Here is a 22,388-nt window from a genome sequence, read left to right on the forward strand (position 1 = left end):
AAGTTACGTTTTCAGCCGTGAGATAGTGTTACACTACTTTAGCTGGATGTTACATAATTCACAGGTTCTCGAGATTTGTATGTCTCATACATTTTCTTGTTCTGTACGAAGAAAGAGTAGAACCTGTTACCTTTTTAAATTGGTTAGATAAATGACCAATACTGCTATAATGCAGCTTGAATGCTATTTCGGAGAAAGTTAGTTCGTTGTAAGATATAAGCTCTTTGACCCGTTCTATTTTGTGAGTAATAATAAAATGCTCAATAGTAATGCCCTGTGCATCGGTAAACAGGTTTGAGAGGTATGTATAATTATAATTAAGTGTATTACTCAGGTAATCTGAAAAATTAATTCTCGGCTGATCATCCGAGTAATGTATCAATTTGATAATTGCCGTCTTTATTTGTTCAATTAATATTTCCTTGTGATCCTCTATTAATTCTAATCCGGATCCTTGTAAGGCAATACTTATCAGAGTTTTTTGTTCTTTTGTTATATGTCCTGTTACATCAATTACACCGAGATCAACCGTAAGATACCGAATCTGCAATTTGTCTAGTTCTTCCATTACAAGCATTTTGCAACGATTGCTCACCATGTGTTTGACATATAGTTTCATAAGCTAGATTTAAGTTATCATTCCCACCATATTTTCAGGGTTCACCCACTCATCAAATTCTTCGGAGGTTACATAGCCTGATTCAACAGCCGCTTGTTTCAAAGTCGTATTATCCTGATAGGCTTTTTGAGCAATAGCCGCGGCCTTATAATATCCTATTTTTGAGTTTAACGCAGTTACAAGCATTAAAGAATTGTCCAGATTTCGCTTTATGGTATCCGGAACAGGTTCTATACCAACAGCACAATGATCATTGAAGCTCACACATCCCTCACCTATCAAACGAGCACTATGCAGAAAATTATAAATAATCATAGGTTTAAATACATTAAGTTCGAAATGACCTGTAGCACCACCTATGGTTATCGCAACATCATTACCCATAACCTGTGCAGCTATCATAGTTAAAGCCTCGCATTGAGTCGGGTTTACTTTACCCGGCATAATAGACGAGCCCGGTTCATTCTCCGGGATATGTATTTCTCCAATACCCGATCGGGGACCCGAACTAAGCATACGAATATCATTTGCGATCTTCATTAAACTAACTGCCACGGTTTTCAAAGCTCCATGAGTTTCAACAATTGCATCATGAGTGGCCAAAGCTTCAAACTTATTGGGAGCAGTAACAAATGGGAGTCCGGTTAATTCGGCAATCTTTGCAGCAACATTCTCCGAATAATTCTTAGGAGTGTTGATTCCTGTTCCTACGGCAGTTCCTCCTAATGCCAATTCAGCCAAATGAGGTAAAGCATTCTTGATTGTTCTTAATCCATGATCGAGTTGTGCAACATATCCGCTAAATTCTTGTCCGAGAGTAAGCGGGGTTGCATCCATAAAATGTGTACGCCCTATTTTTACCACCGACATATATTGTTTACTTTTATCGGCAAGAGTCGCACGAAGCTTCTCTATTCCGGGAATTGTTTTTTCAATCAACATTTTGTAGGCAGCAATGTGCATCGCCGTTGGAAACGTATCGTTAGATGATTGCGATTTATTTATATCATCGTTAGGTAACAGCACTTTCTCCTTATCGGTAAGCTTCCCGCCATTCAACACATGTCCCCGATTAGCAATTACTTCGTTTACATTCATGTTCGATTGCGTTCCACTACCTGTTTGCCATACTACAAGAGGAAAAGAGTTATCGAGTTTACCTTCTAATATTTCGTCGCAAACCTTTGAAATCAGATCGCATTTCTCAGCAGGTAATACACCTGCTCCTTTATTGGTTATTGCGGCTGCTTTTTTGAGGAAAGCAAAAGCATAAATGACTTCTTTCGGTATGCGATTTATGTCCTCTGCAATCTTAAAGTTGTCGATACTACGTTGTGTTTGTGCTCCATAGTATGCATCTGATGGAACTTTGACTTCTCCTAAAGTATCTTTCTCGATTCTATAGTCCATATATCTTAATTTTAGAGTTTATAGCCCAGTACAATTTAAAGGATCAGTTTTTGTGTTTCCCGTGTCAGTATTGTTATATTTTGCATAAGTAGCAAATGACCCTTTTAAGGATAAGAGTCGTTTACTCCCACACTTAAAAAAGGTATAACAATAGAAATATGAAGTATATACTATATTAAACAATAATAAGCAGGTATTGTTTACCCGAACCATCCCTTTAGAGACCGATATGAAATTAAAAATGAACTACTTATTTTATTTTCCATAAATAGAGCCTATCTTTGACAAACAAGAATCAGTTGTTAATATCATCTATTAAACACTTAATAATAAGCTGTTAATATGTATCCGGCTCTCATCAATCATATTCGCAATTACATTGAACTGGATGAAGATCAGATTCAGATCATTTATAAATATTTCCGACGATTAAATCTCAAAAACAAAGAGTATTTATTGGAAGAGGGGCAAATCTGCAAATCCTATTTTTTTATAGAAAAAGGATGTACTAGAATGTTCTTCTATACAGATAAAGGGGCAGAACAGATAACCCAATTTGCACTTGAAAATTGGTGGATTGCGGATTATTTCAGCTTCGCAGATCAAAGCGTTTCCGAATATAACATACAAGTGATTGAGAAATCAGAAATACTGGCAATCGATCATCGTTCGTTCGATAAGTTACTTGAAGAATTGCCCGCTTTGGAACGGTATTTCCGGATAATTATGCAACGAGCAGTTGCCGCATCACAACTCAGAATTAAACTTCTTTACGATTTATCAAAAGAGGAACTTTATTTGCATTTCAGCTCTTATTTCCCGGACTTTGCACAGCGAGTCCCCCAATACATGCTTGCTTCTTATTTAGGGCTTACACCTGAATATTTGAGCGAAATTCGAAAAAAGAATGCTAATCTCTGATTTCTTAAACCAGCTTAATTTTTTCCGAATTCTTTATCCATAATTTTGTATTAGAAAATTAAGATCTCAAACCTATCTATTGCTTTGGTAAGCATAATAGCAAGAGTCAGTTATAATTAAAGATAAATAGTAGAATTATGGATAAACCAATGCTAACCGAAAAGTTTTTTGATGTAATCAATCATGAAGGAGTTGTATCGATTGTTTCTTGGGGAATTGATGAACCGCACATTGCCAATACTTGGAATTCTTATATTGTAGTTACAGAAGACGGGCGAATTCTAATTCCCGCATATGGTCTGCGTAAAACGCAAAAAAATATAGAGGCAGAAGCAAACCACAAAGTAAAACTTGCACTCGGCACTCGCGAAGTTCTGGGGTATAAGGATTATCAAGGGACAGGCTTTGTCGTCACAGGGACCGGGAACTACCTCAGCGAGGGAGCGGATTACGATATGATGAAAGAAAAATTTTCGTTTCTAACAAGGGTATTAGAAGTGACAGTTATATCAGCAAAACAAACACTGTAATAAACCTTATAAGTAATAAAAAGAGGAGATTAAGAATCTCCTCTTTTATATTTACTATCAAATAGTACTCTTACGTTAATCTTTTTTGATTTTATGGGTACTAATTCCTTGGGGTGTTGTTACTTTTACAATATATACCCCTGTATGCAGATTATTTAAAGAAAAGCGGGAATCTTGATTCACTTTTTTCACTAAAACTCCTTGCATATTATATATTTCGCTTTGTATAACCTCTGTAGGTGCATAAATCGACAAGATATCGGAAGCCTTTTCAAATACAACCGATACGCTCGTATTTTTATCAGCTCCTTCTGAGAAAGCAACTTTTAAAGATGTATCTGCCCAAATATCGTCTCCCCAGATATCTACTTCATTTACTTTAACAGGTAAACGGTCCATCAGCTTACTTCCCATTATACGTTCTACCACTTTAATCTTCCCTTCATGTTTTATATAGGGCATAATTATATAATTACCATCTTGTACTTCATCTGTTATTTCGCATGTGTAAGTATAGGTACTTCGAGTATTGGTAATATCTGTATAGAATGTTCCATTCGGGTAAAACAAACCAATACGTGCTTCGGCAGGAGCAGTAGTCGGCATATACACTTTAAATGGCACAAACTGATCTATTTCAAATAACTCGTTTACTTTATTATTGATATTCAACTGAATATATTTGTTTGCACTTACATCTTCGCTTGGAGCATATGATGTTAAAGAACGTCCCCAAATATCTTCATTTACTTTGATTGGCAACTTATCTATCCAAGGTGAAGATGCTGAGCGTTCAATATCTTTTCGTTCGCCAAGTTCGTAAGTATAAGGCATTAGCATATAAGACCCATAATTTGTTTGAGAACGTAATTGGCAGGTAAATACATTATTTGTTTTAGATACAACTATTAATGAGTCTCTTAAATCTCCGTTAGCCGGGTTGTATAAACCAAAACGCAACTCATCTGGATTGGCAATATTTGTATTGGCATATATCTGAAAAGTTTGATTTTTATTAATCGAATGAATATTCTCAAGATTTACTTTTAGATGATCTTTTAACTCAATAGGAATACTCGAAGTCTTTACAATACGGTATTGTATTGTTAGATCAGGAAAAGTTGCATTTTTCATAGAACAAGCAACACTATAAGTTTGATCATTCTTTGCTATAAATTTGCCATCGGCCGAGTAAAGAGGAGTAACTTCTCCATCAAACCAATGATATGTTGTGATATTACCATTTATATTATATTCGCTACTTAAATCTATAATTTGATTTGATGGATTTTCTGCCCAAATTGGTTTTTGAGGGCTATAAGAATATGCATATCCATAAGGTAACTGTTCAGATGAGCCTAATTTAAATATCGGTAATCCTGAAAATGTCATATAATTATTATCACAAAGTAGGACTAATAGATTTTTGTTGTTAGATATATCTAGTCTTGTTAATTCATTATTAGAACAATCAAGATATTCTAATTCTTTATTTTCTGATACATCCAGTATCTTTAATTTATTTGCATGACAATCTAAAGACTTAAGCTTTTTGTTATTAGATATATCTATTTCTTTAAAATTGAGATTTACTGATAGATCAAGTACCTCTAATAAAAGATTCTTTGTTAAATCAATTTTGGATAAACGGCTTGCATTGCAGTGTAAAATCACTAAAGCCTCATTATTTGTTACATCTAGCTCTGTCAGTCCATAACCATAAAATCTTAAATCTTTTAATTTCAAATTATTAGAAACATCTAATTGGGTTATCTTGTCGTAAGAGAAGCATGCCAGAGTTGTTAGTTCTTTATTTTTAGAAATATCTAATTGATATATACTAGTACCATTATTAACTAAAGATTCTAATTTAGTAAACCTGCTACAATCTAAAAAACCGGATATCTTGTCTACTGCGCTTAAATACACCACTTGAATTCGTCTAGGCGATTCTTCATTCCATTGTACAGAAGTATAAGGCTGAGAGGTATTAATTTTATTTACCCAATCTTCCGATATATACCAATTAACTGTATCGGTTACAGAGATTCCGAGTAGTTCCAGATTTAATTTATTTATCATTGCAGATGGCTGTCTCAAGAACTGACGTAAGCCTTCTTTGTCATCCTCGTGGTATTGTTGTATCTTAAAATTTGGATTGTCAAACCTAAAAGTCACAATACCATCTTGATTCACAATATGGGTTAAAGGTTTCCCTGTTTCGGTAGCACTAGTAACACTTCCGTTAGAATATTCTAAAATAGTTTTGGCCGAAGGTAGGGTTTCATCAGTGAATGAAGTATATTCATTTCCGAAAACACAACCAATATTATTTATATCTCCATAAGAATCAACAATATTCCCACCTTCTATCTGACCCGGAAAAGCATACGTAGATGATGCACATACCGGATATATTCTTTGAGGATAAGTGTAATTCGGACCGGAACTATTTCTTATATTTTTGTCGACACGATATATCAGTAAGCCTCCTTGAAATAAAGGACCGTTGTATTGAGGACCATTTAATAATCCGGCATCAAAACCTTTCTTTTGACGGTTTTCAAGAATAAAAAAGTCGTCCTGAACATTTTCCAGAGAAGTAAAATCAGTGAGATTATTTCCCTTTTGATATATATATGCAACCGGATTCTCTGCAGCATTTTCGAGACTAAAAGAACCCGAAGTAGTTAAAACCTGAGGTTTAACCCATCCGAGCCGGATTTTTTCGTACATATTCATATGTGCCGGGCTATTACCATAAAACATGGATGTATAAAAATTATCTGTAATATAATTATGAGAGCCACCCGCCATCAGATCCCATTGTCCTGTACCCTTATATACGCCATTTCCATCGTAAAAATCTTTTGATTCAAAAAGAAGATGGGCAAGCTCATGAGTCGGAGTACCAATTGTCGAAACTTTTCTCTCATCTCTGTTTCGCATATTGGGGCTTAATTCGGCTGAACAAGAATATCTCTTAAATGTATATGTCTGCCCGTCTTTAGAACTCACACAATCATAATCGTCCGGATTTCCGGGTTCTAAAGAACCTCCCATCCCAAAACCATATTGATGTGACCAGGCAAATCCATTGGCAAGACCAGCAAAAGCCTGATCTTCTCCTGCATAAATAATATGCAATCGGTTTATCTCACCCGAAGGATCTGCATATAAAGACAAGTCTAATTCGGATTCATTTTGTATTTTATTTTTTATTAGGAATTTGCCCAGTTTACTCAAGTTTGTTACCTTATATACCCCAGCTCCTCTGTAATTGGACATTTCTTCGGCACGATAAGGACCAACCACATCGAAAGTAATATTTACCTTTCCATAAGAATTTTCCCAAAAGTAATCTTTGACACTGCCATAAGCGGGATTTCCTAATGTTCCGGTGTAGCCCCTCTGATTTAATAGCATCTCAAATTTAGATTTTACATTTTCAGTAGTCATCGGGTTATCGGCAAAATCAACCAATACGCAAAGTACACGGAATTCACCTGTATAAGGTCGGGTTCCAAGTGCACGACCTTTGACTTGCTCTTTTTCGATATTCCATATTTGGAGCATACTGTTAACCTGAGAAGTACTGTAAAATAACTTCTGAGGTATCGCATTTATCCGGGGATCAAATGACCTTTTCAGTTGTGTATTTTTATAAATAATATCTGATGGCTCGAGATCTCCCTCACTATTTTTAAGGGCATAAACAATACGTCCATCATTGTCTAATAAAAGTGTATGCCCATCGGGAGATTCCATCCAATTGATTTTCTCATCACCTCTTAAATAATACTCGATAACTGTACCATCGGGTTGTGTGTCTTTGATTAATTGAGGTTGAGCAGGACCTGCACTCGTACTCATGGATATAAGAAATATACCCAGAAATAATAATAATAGTCTTTTCATAATAATTTTGTGTATAATAAGTGTATAGTTGTTTAAGTTTATTCATTGCTAAGAAACCGCTAAATTAACATTTCTTCTCATGAAAACATAAAATTCATAAACTAAAATAAAATTAGATCATTAGAATATCACTCTTTTGACGCAATCATTTCCCCTATTTTTATAAAACACGAATTATATTATCTTATTATTAATTACATTTGTAGTATCAGCTTAAGCTATCAAACCTTTATTATTACTAAGATTAATATATAAAACAGTTGACTCTTTAACAGGTACACAAATAAACCGGCATCTGTTTCCTGTAAGCTTGTTTACCACTAACTATTAAGCTTAAAATAATAAATATTTCGCATTACCTAATGAACTCTAAAAATGAAAAAAGGAAGTATTCTTGTTGTGGATGATAATAAAAATGTACTGAGTGCATTACGTATCTTGTTAGATGGCTATTTCGAAAACGTCTATTTATTATCTACTCCCAACATGCTTATTTCTATGCTAAGGGAGAAAAATCCCGATATTGTTCTGTTAGATATGAATTATTCAGCTGGAATAAATTCGGGTAACGAAGGGTTATACTGGCTATCAGAGGTAAAAAAGATAGATCCCGAACTACCCGTTGTACTTTTTACAGCATATGCAGATATAGAATTAGCGGTGAAAGCGCTAAAAGAAGGAGCCTCCGATTTTGTTGTTAAGCCTTGGGATAATACAAAACTGTTGGCTACATTACAAGCCGCTTTTTCGTTACGACAATCACGGAAAGAGGTGAAGAAGCTCCGAGAGAAGCAAAACGTACTGAATTCTGAATTGAATAAAGAAGAAGATGTCTGCTGGGGAAAATCAGAAGTAATGCAGAACCTTTTGAACCTGATGAAAAAAGTGGCAAGTACCGATGCCAATGTTTTGATAACGGGAGAAAATGGAACGGGAAAAGAACTCATCGCAAAAAAGATACATCACCTATCATTACGAGCTAATGAAACTCTGGTAAGTGTAGACATGGGAGCTGTAACCGAGAGTTTGTTTGAAAGTGAATTGTTCGGACATACCAAGGGGTCGTTTACTGATGCAAAAACCGATAGAGCAGGAAAATTTGAAGCTGCTGACAAAGGTTCTCTTTTTCTCGATGAAATCGGCAATCTTAGTTATACTTTACAGGCTAAGTTATTGACCGCTTTGCAGTCAAGATATATAATAAGAGTGGGAAGCAATACCCCTATTCCGGTGGATATAAGACTTATTTGTGCCACAAACCGAAACTTATTTAAAGCTGTGCAGGACGGTGAATTCCGTGAAGATTTACTATACCGTATTGATACCATACAGATAGAAGTGCCCCCTTTACGTGAACGACGTGAGGATATATTGCAACTTGCCAATTTTTTCCTCAATAAATTCACAAAGAAATACAACAAAAAAGCATTAACGATAAGCGATAAAGCCGCTGCAAAACTAGAAAGCTATTCCTGGCCGGGTAATGTCCGTGAATTACAACATGCCATAGAAAAAGCTGTGATATTAAGCGATGGAACCGAACTGCAACCAACAGACTTTTATATGCGTCCGATGGAAAACAAAGCAGCCGTAATAGAGTCGATGAATCTCGAAGAAATGGAGAAAATCTTAATAGAAAAAGCCCTTACAAAGTACGATAAAAACATATCGGCAATCGCCGCCGAATTAGGCATAACAAGACCTACTTTATATAGTAAAATGAAAAAGTACGGATTATAAGATCTTTTAATCTTATCCTTTAGAAAATATGTTTAAATCTATCGAATACAAACTTATTATTTTTGTTTTGTTGCTGATTTTATCAGTAGCCTTAACCACTTATCTGATAACTCAGAGAGAATATGTATACATTGGAGTATCTGTTCTGCTTATGCTGTATTCTTTGAAAAGTTTATATAGCCATTATAAGAAGTTCAATCAGAATATCCTTTTTTTGCTGAATGCATTAGATAATGGAGATTATTCGTTCCATTTTACCGAAGCCAAAACCTCGAAAAGGGAAAAAGAACTGAACCAAATGATGAACAGGATCAAGGATATATTAACACGAGCACGAAAAGAGGTCATAGAAAATGAAAAATTCCTGAGTCTTATTATCGAAAGTGTTTCGACCGGTATTATAATACTCGATCCTAATAATAATGTACATGCCACCAATCATGCCACCAATCAGTTGCTGGGATTACCCGTATTTACGCATCTTAATCAGCTAAAACCGATTGATGAATCGTTACCCGAGTTATTTAAGAACTTAGAGGTAAAAGATAATGCCCAAATAAAAATAGCTAACGAACGGGAAGAAATCCAGATAAGCCTGAATGTCTCCAAGATTACATTGAAGAAAGGTACGATGAAGGTTATCACCCTCAATAACATCGGCAATGAACTGGAAGCTAAAGAAATGGAGTCGTGGATACGGTTGATCCGTGTAATGACTCACGAAATAATGAATTCGATAGCACCGATTACTTCTTTAACCGAAACTTTACTCTTTTCTTATAAAATGCAATCGGCCGAAGCGCCCGGTGATTCACTCAGAAGAAATACGGTAGACGCACTTGAAACTATCAGTTCTACAGCTAAAGGGCTGATTACATTTGTTGATTCTTACCGTAAATTTACAGGAGTTCCAACCCCTCAGTTCCGTAAATTCGAGCTGGTACCTTTACTCGAAAAAGTATTACATCTCGAATCATCCAATATGGAGGAAAAAGGCATTGAATCAAGCATTATTTATACGAATAAACATATTGAGCTAAATGCCGATGAGGGACAAATCACTCAAATATTAGTCAATATAATAAAGAATGCAGTCGAAGCTATAAATAATTCTAAAGGGAAAATTGAAATAAGAGTATCGGAGTCTGAAAACAAAGTCTCTATCGACATCTACAATAACGGAGACCCCATTCCATCGGAAATTGCAGCCCATATATTTATTCCGTTTTTTACCACAAAAGATTATGGAACAGGTATCGGACTTAGTGTATCGCGCTATATCATGCGATTGCATGGAGGAAATCTAAAGCATCATACATCCAATGAGTGGACTGTTTTCAGTCTTATTTTTAATATCTAATTCGAACAAAATATGAGTAAAAAATTAATCTTAAGTTTGTGTTTTCTATTATCTACAATAGCAGTTATTACAGCTCAAAGCTCTATTGGCAGTAATTATACGCTAAAAGAGAATATATCTTACATCAGTAATTCAGAAAAAGATACTTATAAATTAGAGCGTTGCAAACTGGATATTTATTATCCGGTTGACAAGAAAAACTTTTCTACGGTTATCTGGTTTCATGGAGGAGGACTAGAAGGTGGAGAAAAAGGCATCCCCGACGAATTGAAGAATAAAGGTATAGCAGTTGTAGCAGTCAATTATCGCTTAAGTCCCAGAGCCAAGAATCCGGCATACATCGAAGATGCAGCAGAATCGGTAGCATGGGTTTTCAACAATATTGCATCCTTTGGTGGTAATCCTGATGACATTTATATTGCGGGACATTCGGCAGGAGGATATTTGGCTCTTATGGTCGGACTCGATAAAAGTTATTTGAATAAGTATAATATAGATGCAAACAGAATAAAAGGATTGATACCGATCAGCGGACAAACAAATACACATTATACAATAAAAAAAGAGCGGGGACTTCCTTTCGAAATACCTTATATCGATAATTACGCACCATTGACCCATGCCCGAAAAGATGTTCCGCCGACACTTCTTGTTACAGGAGACAGGAGACTTGAATTACCTGCACGTTATGAAGAAAACGCACATTTAGATGCAATTCTAAGAACATTAGGCAACAAGGAAATTACCTTATATGAATTACAAGGGTTCGATCATGGAGCGGTGTATGCTCCTGGTTGTTATCTGATTATAGACTGGATTAAAAAATATAGTAATAGTAAAGAATAAAAAGGAGCGGAAAAAATTCCGCTCCTTTTTATACAGAAGTGATTTTCAAAGTAAAGATTGTAAATTTCAAATCAGAATTGATCTCTTTTTCATTAGCTGTTTTTTACTGAATTGACCGGATTTATCTTTGCTGCCTTCCAGCTTTGAAAGCTAACAGCAATCAGAGAGAGCAGAGCAACAAAAATACTTGCAGCAATATACATCCACCAGCCAAGATTTGCCTTATATGCAAAATTTTCCAGCCATTTATCTATTATAAACCAGGCTATAGGTATAGCTATACAGACAGAGAGTAGAACCCATTTTAGCAGACTTAAATTAAGCATTTCGATAATTTCCCAATTGGTAGCTCCGTTTACTTTCCTTATCCCGATTTCTTTTGTACGCGATTTTATCATAAATGCCATAAAAACAATCAATCCGAGAATCGTTATGATTAAGCATAATACCGAAAAGAATTTAATGGCTTTTCCGGCATTCAACTCATTCTTGTATACAACATTGTAGCTGTCACTAAGAAACTTGTAATTGAGCGGATAATCGGGGTTTACTTTTTTCCAAACCGAATTCAGGGTTTGCATAGCTTGATTCTCCTGTCCCGGAACGAATTTGATCATAAAACAATTCATAAACATATTGCGTTGAAGTATGATCATTGGAACAGCATCTTCATAAACATTAGTGTAAGTAAAATCTTCTACTACTCCCGATATTACCGCCGATTGGGTATAATCGAGCATACCATGCTCGATCTTTATTTCTTTACCGATTGCCTCTTCGGGTGAAGAGAATCCAAACACTTGCAAAGCTTTTTTATTGACAATAATATCTTCTTTTAGATTCGAAAATATTTTTTCGTCCATTCGTTTGAAAACAAGATATTCCTCTTCTTTTAGAGTCATCTTCAGAGGAGGAAAAATCTCTCCGCCAACCAATCTGATCCCATAAAAAGAAAAGAAATCCTCACCGACTACTAATACAGGCAAATGTATTTGCTCTTTGCCGTCTATAGATGCACCAACCATATCTCTTACTGCCGATCCGGGTAACTGCATCGCTCCGGTTACCGATTCTATTTCTGGATGATTTAGTAGCTCTTCTCTCAATGAAGAATAGTTACTAATCACTTCTGCAGGCTGTTCTTCGAGAACAGCAATATTACTTTCGTTGCCCCCGATTTGAGTGTTTTTGATCAAAGAGATCTGGTTATTTATGCCTATAGTTACAATAATGATAAAAATAACGATACTATATTGTATGATAAGCATATACTTTACATTGGAAAAAGAAAAACGGGTCATCCGTAAATCAATACGATCATTGAAGAAGAATGTAGATGAGATATTCAATAAAACAGGTAATAGGGAGACAAAGAGAGTAAAGAACAGAAAGAGCAGGCTCAGTATTACCTCCTCACTAATAGTAATAGCATCAAACGAAATTGAAAAATAATCTGCTACAAATACAGATATCAATTTACCGATCAATATTCCTGTAACAGCCAACCAAAGTACCACTTGAAATTCATCTTTAGCGACTAGTAACGATGATGCTCCATTAAGCCTCAACAATTGATAATACCTTTTATTGTAGGCGAAAATAACAGTCCCGTTGAGCCATAAATTAAACATCACAATGATGAAAAGTAGTACATTAGCCCCAATAATAAGATAGATATAGTATATATTTCCATTGGACTCCATTTCCCTCAAAACATGACTATGCAAATGTATGTCGGTCATAGGCATGAGACTTATTTTAGCACTTGGTCTTTGCGGATTGTCTTTCAAAAAGATATCGGTTATTTTCTGCTCCAACTGCGAATAATTCTGTCCCTTTGCTATTAATAGATAAGCGTAAAAGAACGAATTGTCGAAGTCTGTTTCACTAACAATAATATTTGTATGAAAATGCGTGTTATCAGGCAAATCTTTAAAGACCCCATTTATTGAGCACGTCATATCAGGAAATTTACGTCCACTCAATTCTATCTTTGATCCGATGATATCCGTTGTTCCGAATAATTGATTGGCTAGTTTTTCACTGATTACAACACTATTCGGAGATGCGAACACAGTTTTAGCATCTCCTTTCAGTAAAGGAATATCAAGTATCTGAAAAAGGTTTTCGCTCGAAAAGTATAGGTCGTTTATTACCTGCTTCGTTCCATTGAGTTTTAATATTGCAGGCGTTACTTTCGACAATTTTAGTCCATCCTCAATTTCGGATACGCTTTCCAGTATTTGATTAAAGTTGGTTCCATACATACGTCCATCAGCCTGTTGCCCGTCATAGCTCACCGCCATACGGACAATGCGGTCTGCATTGGAATAAAACCGATCATAACTAAGTTCTCTTTTCACATAAGTGTACGAAACAAGTATACAGGCAAACATCAAAGCCAAGCCTAATAAGTTGACAATCCTAAGGTTTTTACTTTTCAGAAAACGTCTTATTACAAATGGAATATTATACATATTATATCTTTTACTCGCTTTTTAATGAATCAACCGGATTGGCTCGTGCCGCCTTTAAACTCTGCCAACTTACCGAAAGAAGCGATAGCACCAATACTATCAGACCGGCTGCTGCAAATACCCACCAGCTAAGTTCTATTTTATAAGCAAATCCTTCCAGCCAACGGTTCATAGCATAATAAGCAATTGGACAGGCAAATACAAAAGCAACGAACACTCTGACAAAAGAGTCAAAATTGAGCATTCTTAAAATCTCACTTTCAGTAGCTCCATTTACTTTCCTTATACCAATCTCTTTTTCTTTTTGTCGAATCAAGTAAAGCGACATAGCAAAGACACCCATCACCATAATAACAATAGTCAGTATAGTAAATGCAGATATTATCTGCGAAGTCTTTTTTTCTTTCTCATATGCCTGTTGTACAGTATCATCAACGAATCGAGATTCGAAGAATTCTCCTCCGGAGTACTTCGAGTACGTATCTTTTATTTGATCTGCTGTTTGATTCAAATCGGCTCCTTTGGCGATCTTTACAACAATATTCCAAGGGATATGCCCGTGAGGAAGATTCCTTATTCGCATCAAGCTAATAGGTTCTCTAAGCGATTTGAAGTTAAAATCACTAACAATTCCGGCAATTTGATTATAATTATTATGTCCAAAATTTGCACGAAACGAAACCGAATCGGGATGTAAGGCATTAAACGCAAACTGATTTACCCAATAGGTGTCATTGGTTGGCTCAATGCCGGTAGGAAATATCTTGATTCCAAATATTTTAAAAAACTCAGGGTCAACTGCTAATTCCTGAAAACTATACTGTATACCGTCTACCTCAAAAGAGTAATTATTACTTCCTGTCACGGGAGTTCCACGAGAATAAGAGACTAGTTCGACACCCGATATTGATTTTAGTTTATCCTTGAATCCATCGAGCTGGATACTGTCCAAAACATTATTCATAACCAAAATACCATCACGGTTAAATCCCTGATCGTAATTTACGAGAAAATCAGATTGTTGCTTGATGAAAAAACTACAGATGAGGAGGGTTATTGCAACAATATACTGGAATACAATAAGAACTTTAGAATACTTTGCTTTTACCTTCCGTGCAAAAGTACCTTTCACTATTTCCAATGGATTAAATCCTGAAATAATTATTGCCGGGATAAAACCGGCGACAATCGAAATAAGCAATACAAAAATAACAGCTATAAAGATTAACGAGGGAGTAAACTGACTGAATAAGTTTAAATTGGTATTTAGGAGATTATTGAAAAATGGCTCTATCAGAAATGCCATAAAGAGCCCCAGAATAAAAGTGAAAGAAGTCATTAGAAATGACTCTGTCAACAATTGCAGAACTATTTGTCTCCGACTACAACCCAGCAGCTTCTTCATGGCGGCTTCCTTCCCTCTGAATCCGGCCTGAGCAACAGTCATGTTAATATAATTAAGCAAAGCAATAACCAATATAAGTATAACAATACCCGTATATACAGTAATAAGTGTCTTGCTATTTTTTCTAATCGGAGAGTATGACTCATCTATTTTGAAGTAAGCATCTTCGAGAGGTATAAATTTAAGGTCTTCGGTAAAACCGTTTTTATAGAACCAGAATTCTTTCTTGAAAAGTTCTAACAGCATAGATGTTTTAGCAGGGAGATCACTCCCTTCTTTTTCAACAAAATACATAGTAAAGCCAAAATTATCAGCAGTGTTCAATATCCAATCTCCACCCCAAAGTTGAGTAATAGACTTATAATTGACAACGAAATCAGCCTGAGGTATCTGTGTGTTCTGAGGTATATCTTCCATTACGCCCGTAATAGTATGCTCTGTATTATTAATACTAAGACGAGCCCCTAACGGGTTTTTACCTGCAAACATTTTATTCGCAAATGATTTGGTTACCACCACAGACTTTAATGGAACCAATACCTGAGAAGGGGTACCTTCAATAAGTTTGAATGAGAAAGTATCGAAAAAGCTTGGATCTGCAAATAATGCATCTGCTTTTATTCTAGATTGTCCTTTTTCCCCCAGTACTACCGGTGTATAATGTATGCGGGTATACGATTCGACCTCAGGACATTTGTCTTTTACAAAATCGGCAACCGGATTACCAAAAGAAGATGCCGTATCGTGTGCAAGAAGAAATATCCGATCTTTTTTCGTGTGAAAACTATCCACCGATAACTCTTGCTTCACATATATACCCAATAGTATCACAAATGTAAGTGATACTGCAAAGCCAACAATCGACACTAAAGTGTACAACTTATTTCTGAACAGAAATTTCTGATATACTTTCAAATCTGATATTCTCATTCTCGTATTTGTTTAAATTTTCGATAAAACGAAGGAGAAGCTTTATCTAACTAATAATCACTTTGCACATGAAAAAATATAAACTAGACTTCTCCTTCGTGACTTAATATGGAAACAGAAATTATTCGTTTTTAACAGAATCCACAGGATTGGCTCTTGCGGCCTTCCAACTTTGCACAGTAACAATTATCACTGTTAATAATAAAATTAGCAACCCACTAAGCACAAATACCCACCAATATATTGGAGTTTTATAAGCAAACCGTTCCAACCACTTAAATATTCCGTAATAAACAAGTGGAGTAGCTATGGCAAAACAAATAAGCGTAATCCTGATATATGATTGATTCAGCATAACCAGTATTTCGCTGATAGTGGCTCCATGAACTTTACGGATTCCGATTTCTTTACGTTTCGAGTTTGTTTCGAAAATAACAAGTCCAAATACTCCTACGATAGAAATAACTATTGCTAATATGCAAAATGCAGTAATCATCTGACGCAAGTTTTCCTCTTTATGATACAATTGATTAAAGACGGTATCATAAAATTCTATTTTGAAAGGATAAGAAGGATCTATACTTGCAACCACTTCACGTATATGATTTGTTGCAGCGACTGGGTCACTACCTGCCTGCAAACGTATGTAAGAAACAGGAAGGGGATAACTCTGACTCATTATGAATCCAATATTATCATCGCCGGATCGAAGAGACGTAATCTTTACATTATCAACAATTCCAATTATCAGATTGGGCTTTGTTTTGAAAGACTCTAATGAAGTACCGGCTTCTATGTTATATTTCTGTTGAGCATGCTTATTAAAGAAAAATGTATTTCTATCCTCCCTATTATCGTCTTCAGTCGGCTCTTTTCCTTCAAGAATAGGAATACCCAAGACTTCGAAAAAATTCCAAGACACAGGCAACATAAAGAAACTGATCATCTCTTCATTATACTTAGCACCCGTAGTTGCATAGTGATCTTGTGCTCCTAGTTTCTGATACGAAAAAGCAACACCTTCTATTTCAGGGGATTTTTCGAGTCGACTGATATATTCTTTATGATGTTTTTTGTATAAATCGGAATTCAATTCTACAATTGCAATTTGCTCTTTATCGAAACCAAGAGAAAAATCGCGTATATATTTATTTTGTAACCATACAAAAGATGCAGACATAATCAGCCCAATAGATATTACAAACTGAAAACCAATCAATATCGTCCTTAGTTTCCTTCCGGACGGAGACAGTCCAAAATTACTCTTCAATACCATAACTGCAGGAAAAGAGGTCATATAAAGTACCGGATATATACTTACTAAACAGCCTATAACGAGAGATATACCTGCACACAATACAACTAAAGGTAAATTCCCGCTTAAACTGAGATCGGCTTCAATAAAAGATAACTCTCCTGTCTGATGTATTATCCACACATAGAAAATGCCTAATATGAAAGACAAACTGGTTATGGCAATAGTTTCAACAAACAATGTCATCCTTAATAACGAGGTTGGGCAGCCTAATACTTTTTGGGTATTGATGCTCCTGATTCGCAGAGGAGCTAAAGAAGCATTAAAGTTCATGAAATTAATAGCCGCAATTGCTATAATAAGAATAGCTATGGCTACAATCAGTTTGGTAATTTCCTCATTCCCGCTTTTAGTAATATTACCATCTTGAGTCTCATTTAGAAAATAAATATCGGTCAAAGGTGTTAAAGCCATGCTCTCTTTTATATCATTATAACCTTCTACATTTATTTTCGAGAAGTCGAAATTCGTATTAAAGTTTTCACAAACAGTCTGTACCGAACTTTTATCATCAAGAAGCAGGTAGCATAAATAGTTACTCGAATACCAATTCGACATGTCATAATTATCATCTATTGCTGTGAAAATTACATTTTTGATTTGTGTATTCTCCGGAACGTCTTTATAGACTGCACCAATAACAAAATCAAGGCGGTCTTTACTCCATATCGGTTCTTCGCAATGTAGCGATTTGCCTACAGCCGATTCCTCTCCAAACAATGTACGAGCCAGACTCTGTGGTATAATAACACTTTCGGGTTTCTTGAGGCAATCTTTTTCCCCTTCTATAACTATGAAGTCAAAAACATCAGTTATAGAGGGGCTACAAGTCATAAATTGATGGCGAAAGCCATTCTTTCCATCTTCCTTATTTACCGAGAAGTAAATTTTTCCTATATAAGGATTCAATATGGTCCCGGCTTTAATATGAGGTGAAGAATGAATAACATCTTCAATAAAGGGACGAGACAGTATAATTGAGAATTCACCATTATTGGGGAGTGTTACTCGAAAAACCTTGTCTGATGTAGAGTAACACCTGTCGAAATTACGTTCGTAATTTACCTGCATCAGAATAATAATGAAAGCAGCAAAAGCAACACTCAAGCCTAAAATATTAAAGGTTGTAGCAAGCCGAAATCGTTTTAGGGTATTGATTAAATTCTTTATTATTTTTTTCATTATTATAGTTCTCATAATTAATAGTAAGCACTTGTATCTGCTGTAATTTACATTTTGCTTTCTACTTCTGTAATAATCTGCCCGTCAAACAAGTTTATTGTACGGTGAGCAAATGAAGCATCATGCTGAGAGTGTGTTACCATAACGATTGTAGCACCTTCCTGATTAAGCTCGGTAAGCAAATCCATCACATCTTTTCCGTTCTTAGAATCCAGATTACCTGTAGGCTCATCGGCTAGAATCAACTTCGGATTTGCAATTACCGCACGGGCAATTGCCACACGTTGTTGTTGACCTCCCGATAGCTGGTTGGGAAAATGATTGGCTCTATGACTGATACTCATCTTCCGAAGCGTTTCCTCAACACGTTTTTTACGATCCGATGCTTTCACTTTTAAATAAGTTAAGGGTAACTCTACATTTTCAAAAACAGTCATCTCTTCTATCAGATTGAAGCTCTGAAATACAAATCCAATATTTCCTTTTCGAGATTGTGTACGTTCTTTTTCTTTCAGGTTACCTACTTCTTTTCCATCAAGAAGGTATTGCCCGGAAGTAGGGTTATCTAGCAATCCGAGGATATTGAGCAATGTCGATTTTCCACATCCCGATGGCCCCATAATAGCAATAAATTCACCTTGGGTAACATGCATCGAAATTCCATTTAATGCAACCGTTTCGACTTCTTCGGTACGGAATACTTTTTTTAGATCTTTAATTTGTAACATAATATTGATTTTTAATTGTTTTATTTTTAACTATATCTGACGATAAAAGGTCTGCGAAATTAATCTCTTTTGAGAGTCTCTACCGGATTTCGATTTGCTGTCTGCAAACAATTTAAACATACTACAGACAATACTATTATTAAGACGCCAACTCCACACGAAATGAATAACAAAGGGGATAAAGGTGCTTTTTCCGAAAAGTCTTCCATCCATTTTGCAGCAGCAATAGACGCAGCTAATGCACCGCAAATAAGAGCAGGAATAGTAATCCACAGATTATCTTTAAGGAATAGTCTTAAAATATCAGCCAGAGTAGCCCCATTTACTTTACGTATTGCGATTTCCGACTTACGGCGATTCACCTCGTTATTAGTATAACCAATCAAACCGATAAGAGTTATTACCAAAGTAACGATGCCTCCTATGGTTATTGCATTCATAAAACGTCGCGAATTACTGTATAATTTTATCATACTGTCTCTATACAGAGAAAGCGTAATATCTTTATCCGGAAACGATCTTTTGAATACATCATACACACTCTGAATATTATCTGAGTTCAAATCCTTAAGCTTTACTATAATAGTTGAGGCCGGTTCATTTGAGTAGAAGATAACAGAGGGTCGAGTGTCTTCACTTCCTATAGAGCCTAATCGGATGTCTGGATAAACTCCTATTATACGTGATGCTCCATTCTTCTGTTGATGCTCCGAGATGAGGATTTCTTTACCAATCACACCATCCTGCCAGTTTGCCAATGCAGATATTTTATCTGCAAACTTCTTACTGATCAGGATGTCATTACCTGATACCGATTCTTCATCAAAATCCTTACCTTCAATTACCGGTATTCCCATTAGTGTCAGATAATTCTCGTCTGCGCCATACATATCTGCAACATTAAAAAGCTCTTGGTCATTATTCGGAATATATACATTATTGCCCGAGGCAAAATTGAATGGTAGATTATCGGCAGTAGCAACTATCTCGACTTGAGGGATAGTACGAAGCTCATCTATTATTTTTTGCCTTTCGTTATTATTCACTCCTTTGGTGTTGTAGTAAAGCAGACTCTCGTAATTGTAGCCCGGATTGTCATTAACCATAACATCATATTGTCGTGCTACTATAATAAGCAGTGTAACAAGGAAAGTAGTAGTCACCAGTTGAAAAAACAAAAGTGCCATTTTCCAGCCACGCTTGGTCATAGTCAGACTACGGAAGACAGAAGATACAGGAATGCGTGAAAATAAATAAGCAGGTATAATTCCTATAATCAATGAAATAATTATGCAGACAACCAGCAGGATCAAACAAGTTTGAAGAGAAAACAAGGAATAAACAGAAGCCGATAAAATATCTTCCGCCGTACTTCTAAAACAGAAAATTAGAAATAGGGAAATTATCAAAGAAATAGCCAGATGCAGCGATGTTTCTCCAAATATTAGCTTCGAGATGTCTTTCTGCTCAGCTCCGTAACATTTATATACTGCAATTACTTTTCCTCGATTTACCAGTGTTGATATCAGAATCAGAATATAATTCATAATAGACGTAAATATCAGGGCAAAGGCTATCGCCGACAATAAAAGGGTCATACGCTTCGTCTCAGGCGTATCGCTATGTAATTGTGTGAGTGGCGATAAAGTATATGAAAGTTCAACACCTGCTTTCTTTAAATCTTCCATCGGTTGGTTGCGTTCCTGCATCTTACGCATAGCAGGAGTAAGACTCGCCGGATCGGTACCGGGTATTAGTTTCACATATCCCAAATAACGGTCGTTGCCTACCCAGTTTTGAGTACCATCCCACATGAAATTTGTTATAGATGCCAGTGATATTACAAGATCATATCTTAAATGTGCATTTTCGGGTACATCTTTAAAAACACCTCCAATAGTAATTATACGTCCGGGATAATTATCGAGCTGAATAGATTGTCCTATAACATTATTGCCCATTTTTTCGGCGATAGATTCGGATACCAATCCATATAAGGGTCTCGATAGTATTTCTTTTGCATCTCCACTAACCATCGGACGAGGTAATACATCAAAGAGACAGCTGTCTGCCATAATAAATGTACCCGTGTAACGTTTTTTGTCGGGGGTAAAGAATGATGCATCCCATCCCATGTATGTCAGTCGTGTGGCAACTTCTACCCCGGGCACTTCAGCTTTCATTCCGGGAGCTATAGCACCACTTACCTGCCCAAATTCGTTTGGTTCTTCGTTCCCGACTATCGCATGCGATTGTATCTGATAGATACGATCGGCATCCGGATAGAAATCGTCGTAGCTAAGCTCAAAGAATACTTTGGATATGATGATTAACCCCACAGCCAAGCCTGTCCCCAAAGACAAGATTTTGATGAAGTTATTTTCTTTCTTCTTCAATAAAGAGCGAAATATTAATTTAAAGTTATTCATAATAATTTTTCACATTAGTATTTTCAACCTTCGATTTTATTATCTCTTTTGCATTCAAAGATAGATTACTGTATCCCATGGCATTGACAGTCGCTTTTTCGGCCAGCAAGTTTTTGGATTGTAATGTACTGCCTGCACCTACAGCACAATCGTAGAATTTGGTTTCTCCTTCAATTTTAAAATTACTTCCGGCTCCTATATTGACTGAAAGGTAATCTGAATTGATTTTCAGTGTACCAAAAGATGATGCTGTAACTATAGTCAAAGAATCAGCTATTATTGGACTGGCCATTTCCAATTGACAATTGTGCAAACTCAAATAATTCAACTGATCGGTATATATTGTAATCTCACTCTTCGGTACTCTACCCGTTTGATCCAAAACTCTAATTTCGAGAATACCATCTTCAACTACTCTTTCTATTCCAACTGAGTCATCAAGGTGAATAGAAGGTGTTTCAGAAGGTGTAAGGTTTACTTTAAACCCTGATAAACTGAGCTGTCTAAAGCTACTCTGTGCTTGAGTCATGATGAGACTGAGAATAATCAGAATCAGTGTAAATATATTTCTCATAATC

14 protein-coding genes are annotated in these 22,388 nt (G+C 35.9%); 5 read left to right on the plus strand and 9 right to left on the minus strand.

What is annotated here, in order from left to right; all coding sequences use genetic code 11:
- Positions 1-58: 58 nt before the first annotated feature.
- Together G7050_RS08485 and fumC are read right to left on the minus strand one after the other, a co-directional pair.
- Entirely contained in the window at positions 59-619 is a 561-nt protein-coding gene (locus G7050_RS08485; protein ID WP_166113916.1) for an AraC family transcriptional regulator, read from the minus strand.
- 9 nt (positions 620-628) lie between these two features.
- Entirely contained in the window at positions 629-2,029 is a 1,401-nt protein-coding gene (gene fumC, locus G7050_RS08490; protein ID WP_166113919.1) for a class II fumarate hydratase, read from the minus strand.
- A gap of 342 nt (positions 2,030-2,371) precedes the next feature.
- On the opposite strand from fumC, the gene G7050_RS08495 reads away from it, so the two are divergent.
- Positions 2,372-2,950, plus strand: coding sequence for a Crp/Fnr family transcriptional regulator (locus G7050_RS08495; protein ID WP_166113922.1), 579 nt, complete (start codon positions 2,372-2,374; stop codon positions 2,948-2,950).
- A gap of 137 nt (positions 2,951-3,087) precedes the next feature.
- A complete protein-coding gene (locus G7050_RS08500) occupies positions 3,088-3,480 on the plus strand; it encodes an FMN-binding protein (RefSeq protein WP_255493351.1) in 393 nt (130 codons plus the stop codon).
- 75 nt (positions 3,481-3,555) lie between these two features.
- On the opposite strand, the gene G7050_RS08505 is transcribed toward G7050_RS08500, so the two are convergent.
- Positions 3,556-7,398, minus strand: coding sequence for a M6 family metalloprotease domain-containing protein (locus G7050_RS08505; protein ID WP_166113925.1), 3,843 nt, complete (start codon positions 7,396-7,398; stop codon positions 3,556-3,558).
- A 375-nt stretch (positions 7,399-7,773) separates the two neighbouring features.
- Here G7050_RS08505 and G7050_RS08510 point away from each other — a divergent pair, with 375 nt between their 5' ends.
- Genes G7050_RS08510 through G7050_RS08520 form a run of 3 tightly spaced genes read left to right on the plus strand, consistent with a single transcriptional unit; the run spans position 7,774 to position 11,344 of the window.
- The gene (locus tag G7050_RS08510; protein ID WP_166113928.1) at positions 7,774-9,138 is read left to right on the plus strand and encodes a sigma-54 dependent transcriptional regulator; all 1,365 of its coding nucleotides are present in this window, start codon (positions 7,774-7,776) and stop codon (positions 9,136-9,138) included.
- 28 nt (positions 9,139-9,166) lie between these two features.
- A complete protein-coding gene (locus tag G7050_RS08515; RefSeq protein ID WP_166113931.1) occupies positions 9,167-10,498 on the plus strand; it encodes a PAS domain-containing sensor histidine kinase in 1,332 nt (443 codons plus the stop codon).
- Positions 10,499-10,510: 12 nt separating this feature from the next.
- Positions 10,511-11,344, plus strand: a complete 834-nt coding sequence (locus G7050_RS08520; protein WP_166113934.1) for an alpha/beta hydrolase — start codon at positions 10,511-10,513, stop codon at positions 11,342-11,344.
- A 92-nt stretch (positions 11,345-11,436) separates the two neighbouring features.
- On the opposite strand, the gene G7050_RS08525 is transcribed toward G7050_RS08520, so the two are convergent.
- From G7050_RS08525 to G7050_RS08550, 6 genes are all read right to left on the minus strand, one after another.
- The gene (locus G7050_RS08525) at positions 11,437-13,821 is read right to left on the minus strand and encodes an ABC transporter permease (RefSeq protein ID WP_166113937.1); all 2,385 of its coding nucleotides are present in this window, start codon (positions 13,819-13,821) and stop codon (positions 11,437-11,439) included.
- A gap of 10 nt (positions 13,822-13,831) precedes the next feature.
- A complete protein-coding gene (locus G7050_RS08530) occupies positions 13,832-16,156 on the minus strand; it encodes an ABC transporter permease (RefSeq protein WP_166113940.1) in 2,325 nt (774 codons plus the stop codon).
- Positions 16,157-16,277: 121 nt separating this feature from the next.
- Positions 16,278-18,653: an ABC transporter permease gene (locus G7050_RS08535; protein ID WP_166113943.1), complete on the minus strand. Its 2,376-nt coding sequence runs from the start codon at positions 18,651-18,653 to the stop codon at positions 16,278-16,280.
- Positions 18,654-18,700: 47 nt separating this feature from the next.
- On the minus strand, positions 18,701-19,381 hold the full coding sequence (locus tag G7050_RS08540) for an ABC transporter ATP-binding protein (protein WP_166113946.1): 681 nt from the start codon (positions 19,379-19,381) through the stop codon (positions 18,701-18,703).
- A gap of 59 nt (positions 19,382-19,440) precedes the next feature.
- Positions 19,441-21,810 carry an ABC transporter permease gene (locus G7050_RS08545; protein ID WP_166113949.1) on the minus strand — a complete coding sequence of 790 codons (2,370 nt, stop codon included), beginning with the start codon at positions 21,808-21,810 and terminating at the stop codon, positions 19,441-19,443.
- On the minus strand, positions 21,803-22,384 hold the full coding sequence (locus G7050_RS08550) for a GIN domain-containing protein (RefSeq protein ID WP_166113952.1): 582 nt from the start codon (positions 22,382-22,384) through the stop codon (positions 21,803-21,805). The genes G7050_RS08545 and G7050_RS08550 overlap by 8 nt, the downstream gene beginning before the upstream one ends.
- Positions 22,385-22,388 lie beyond the last annotated feature (4 nt).

It is taken from the genome of Dysgonomonas sp. HDW5A (genome assembly GCF_011299555.1).
Taxonomy (GTDB): Bacteria; Bacteroidota; Bacteroidia; order Bacteroidales; family Dysgonomonadaceae; genus Dysgonomonas_A.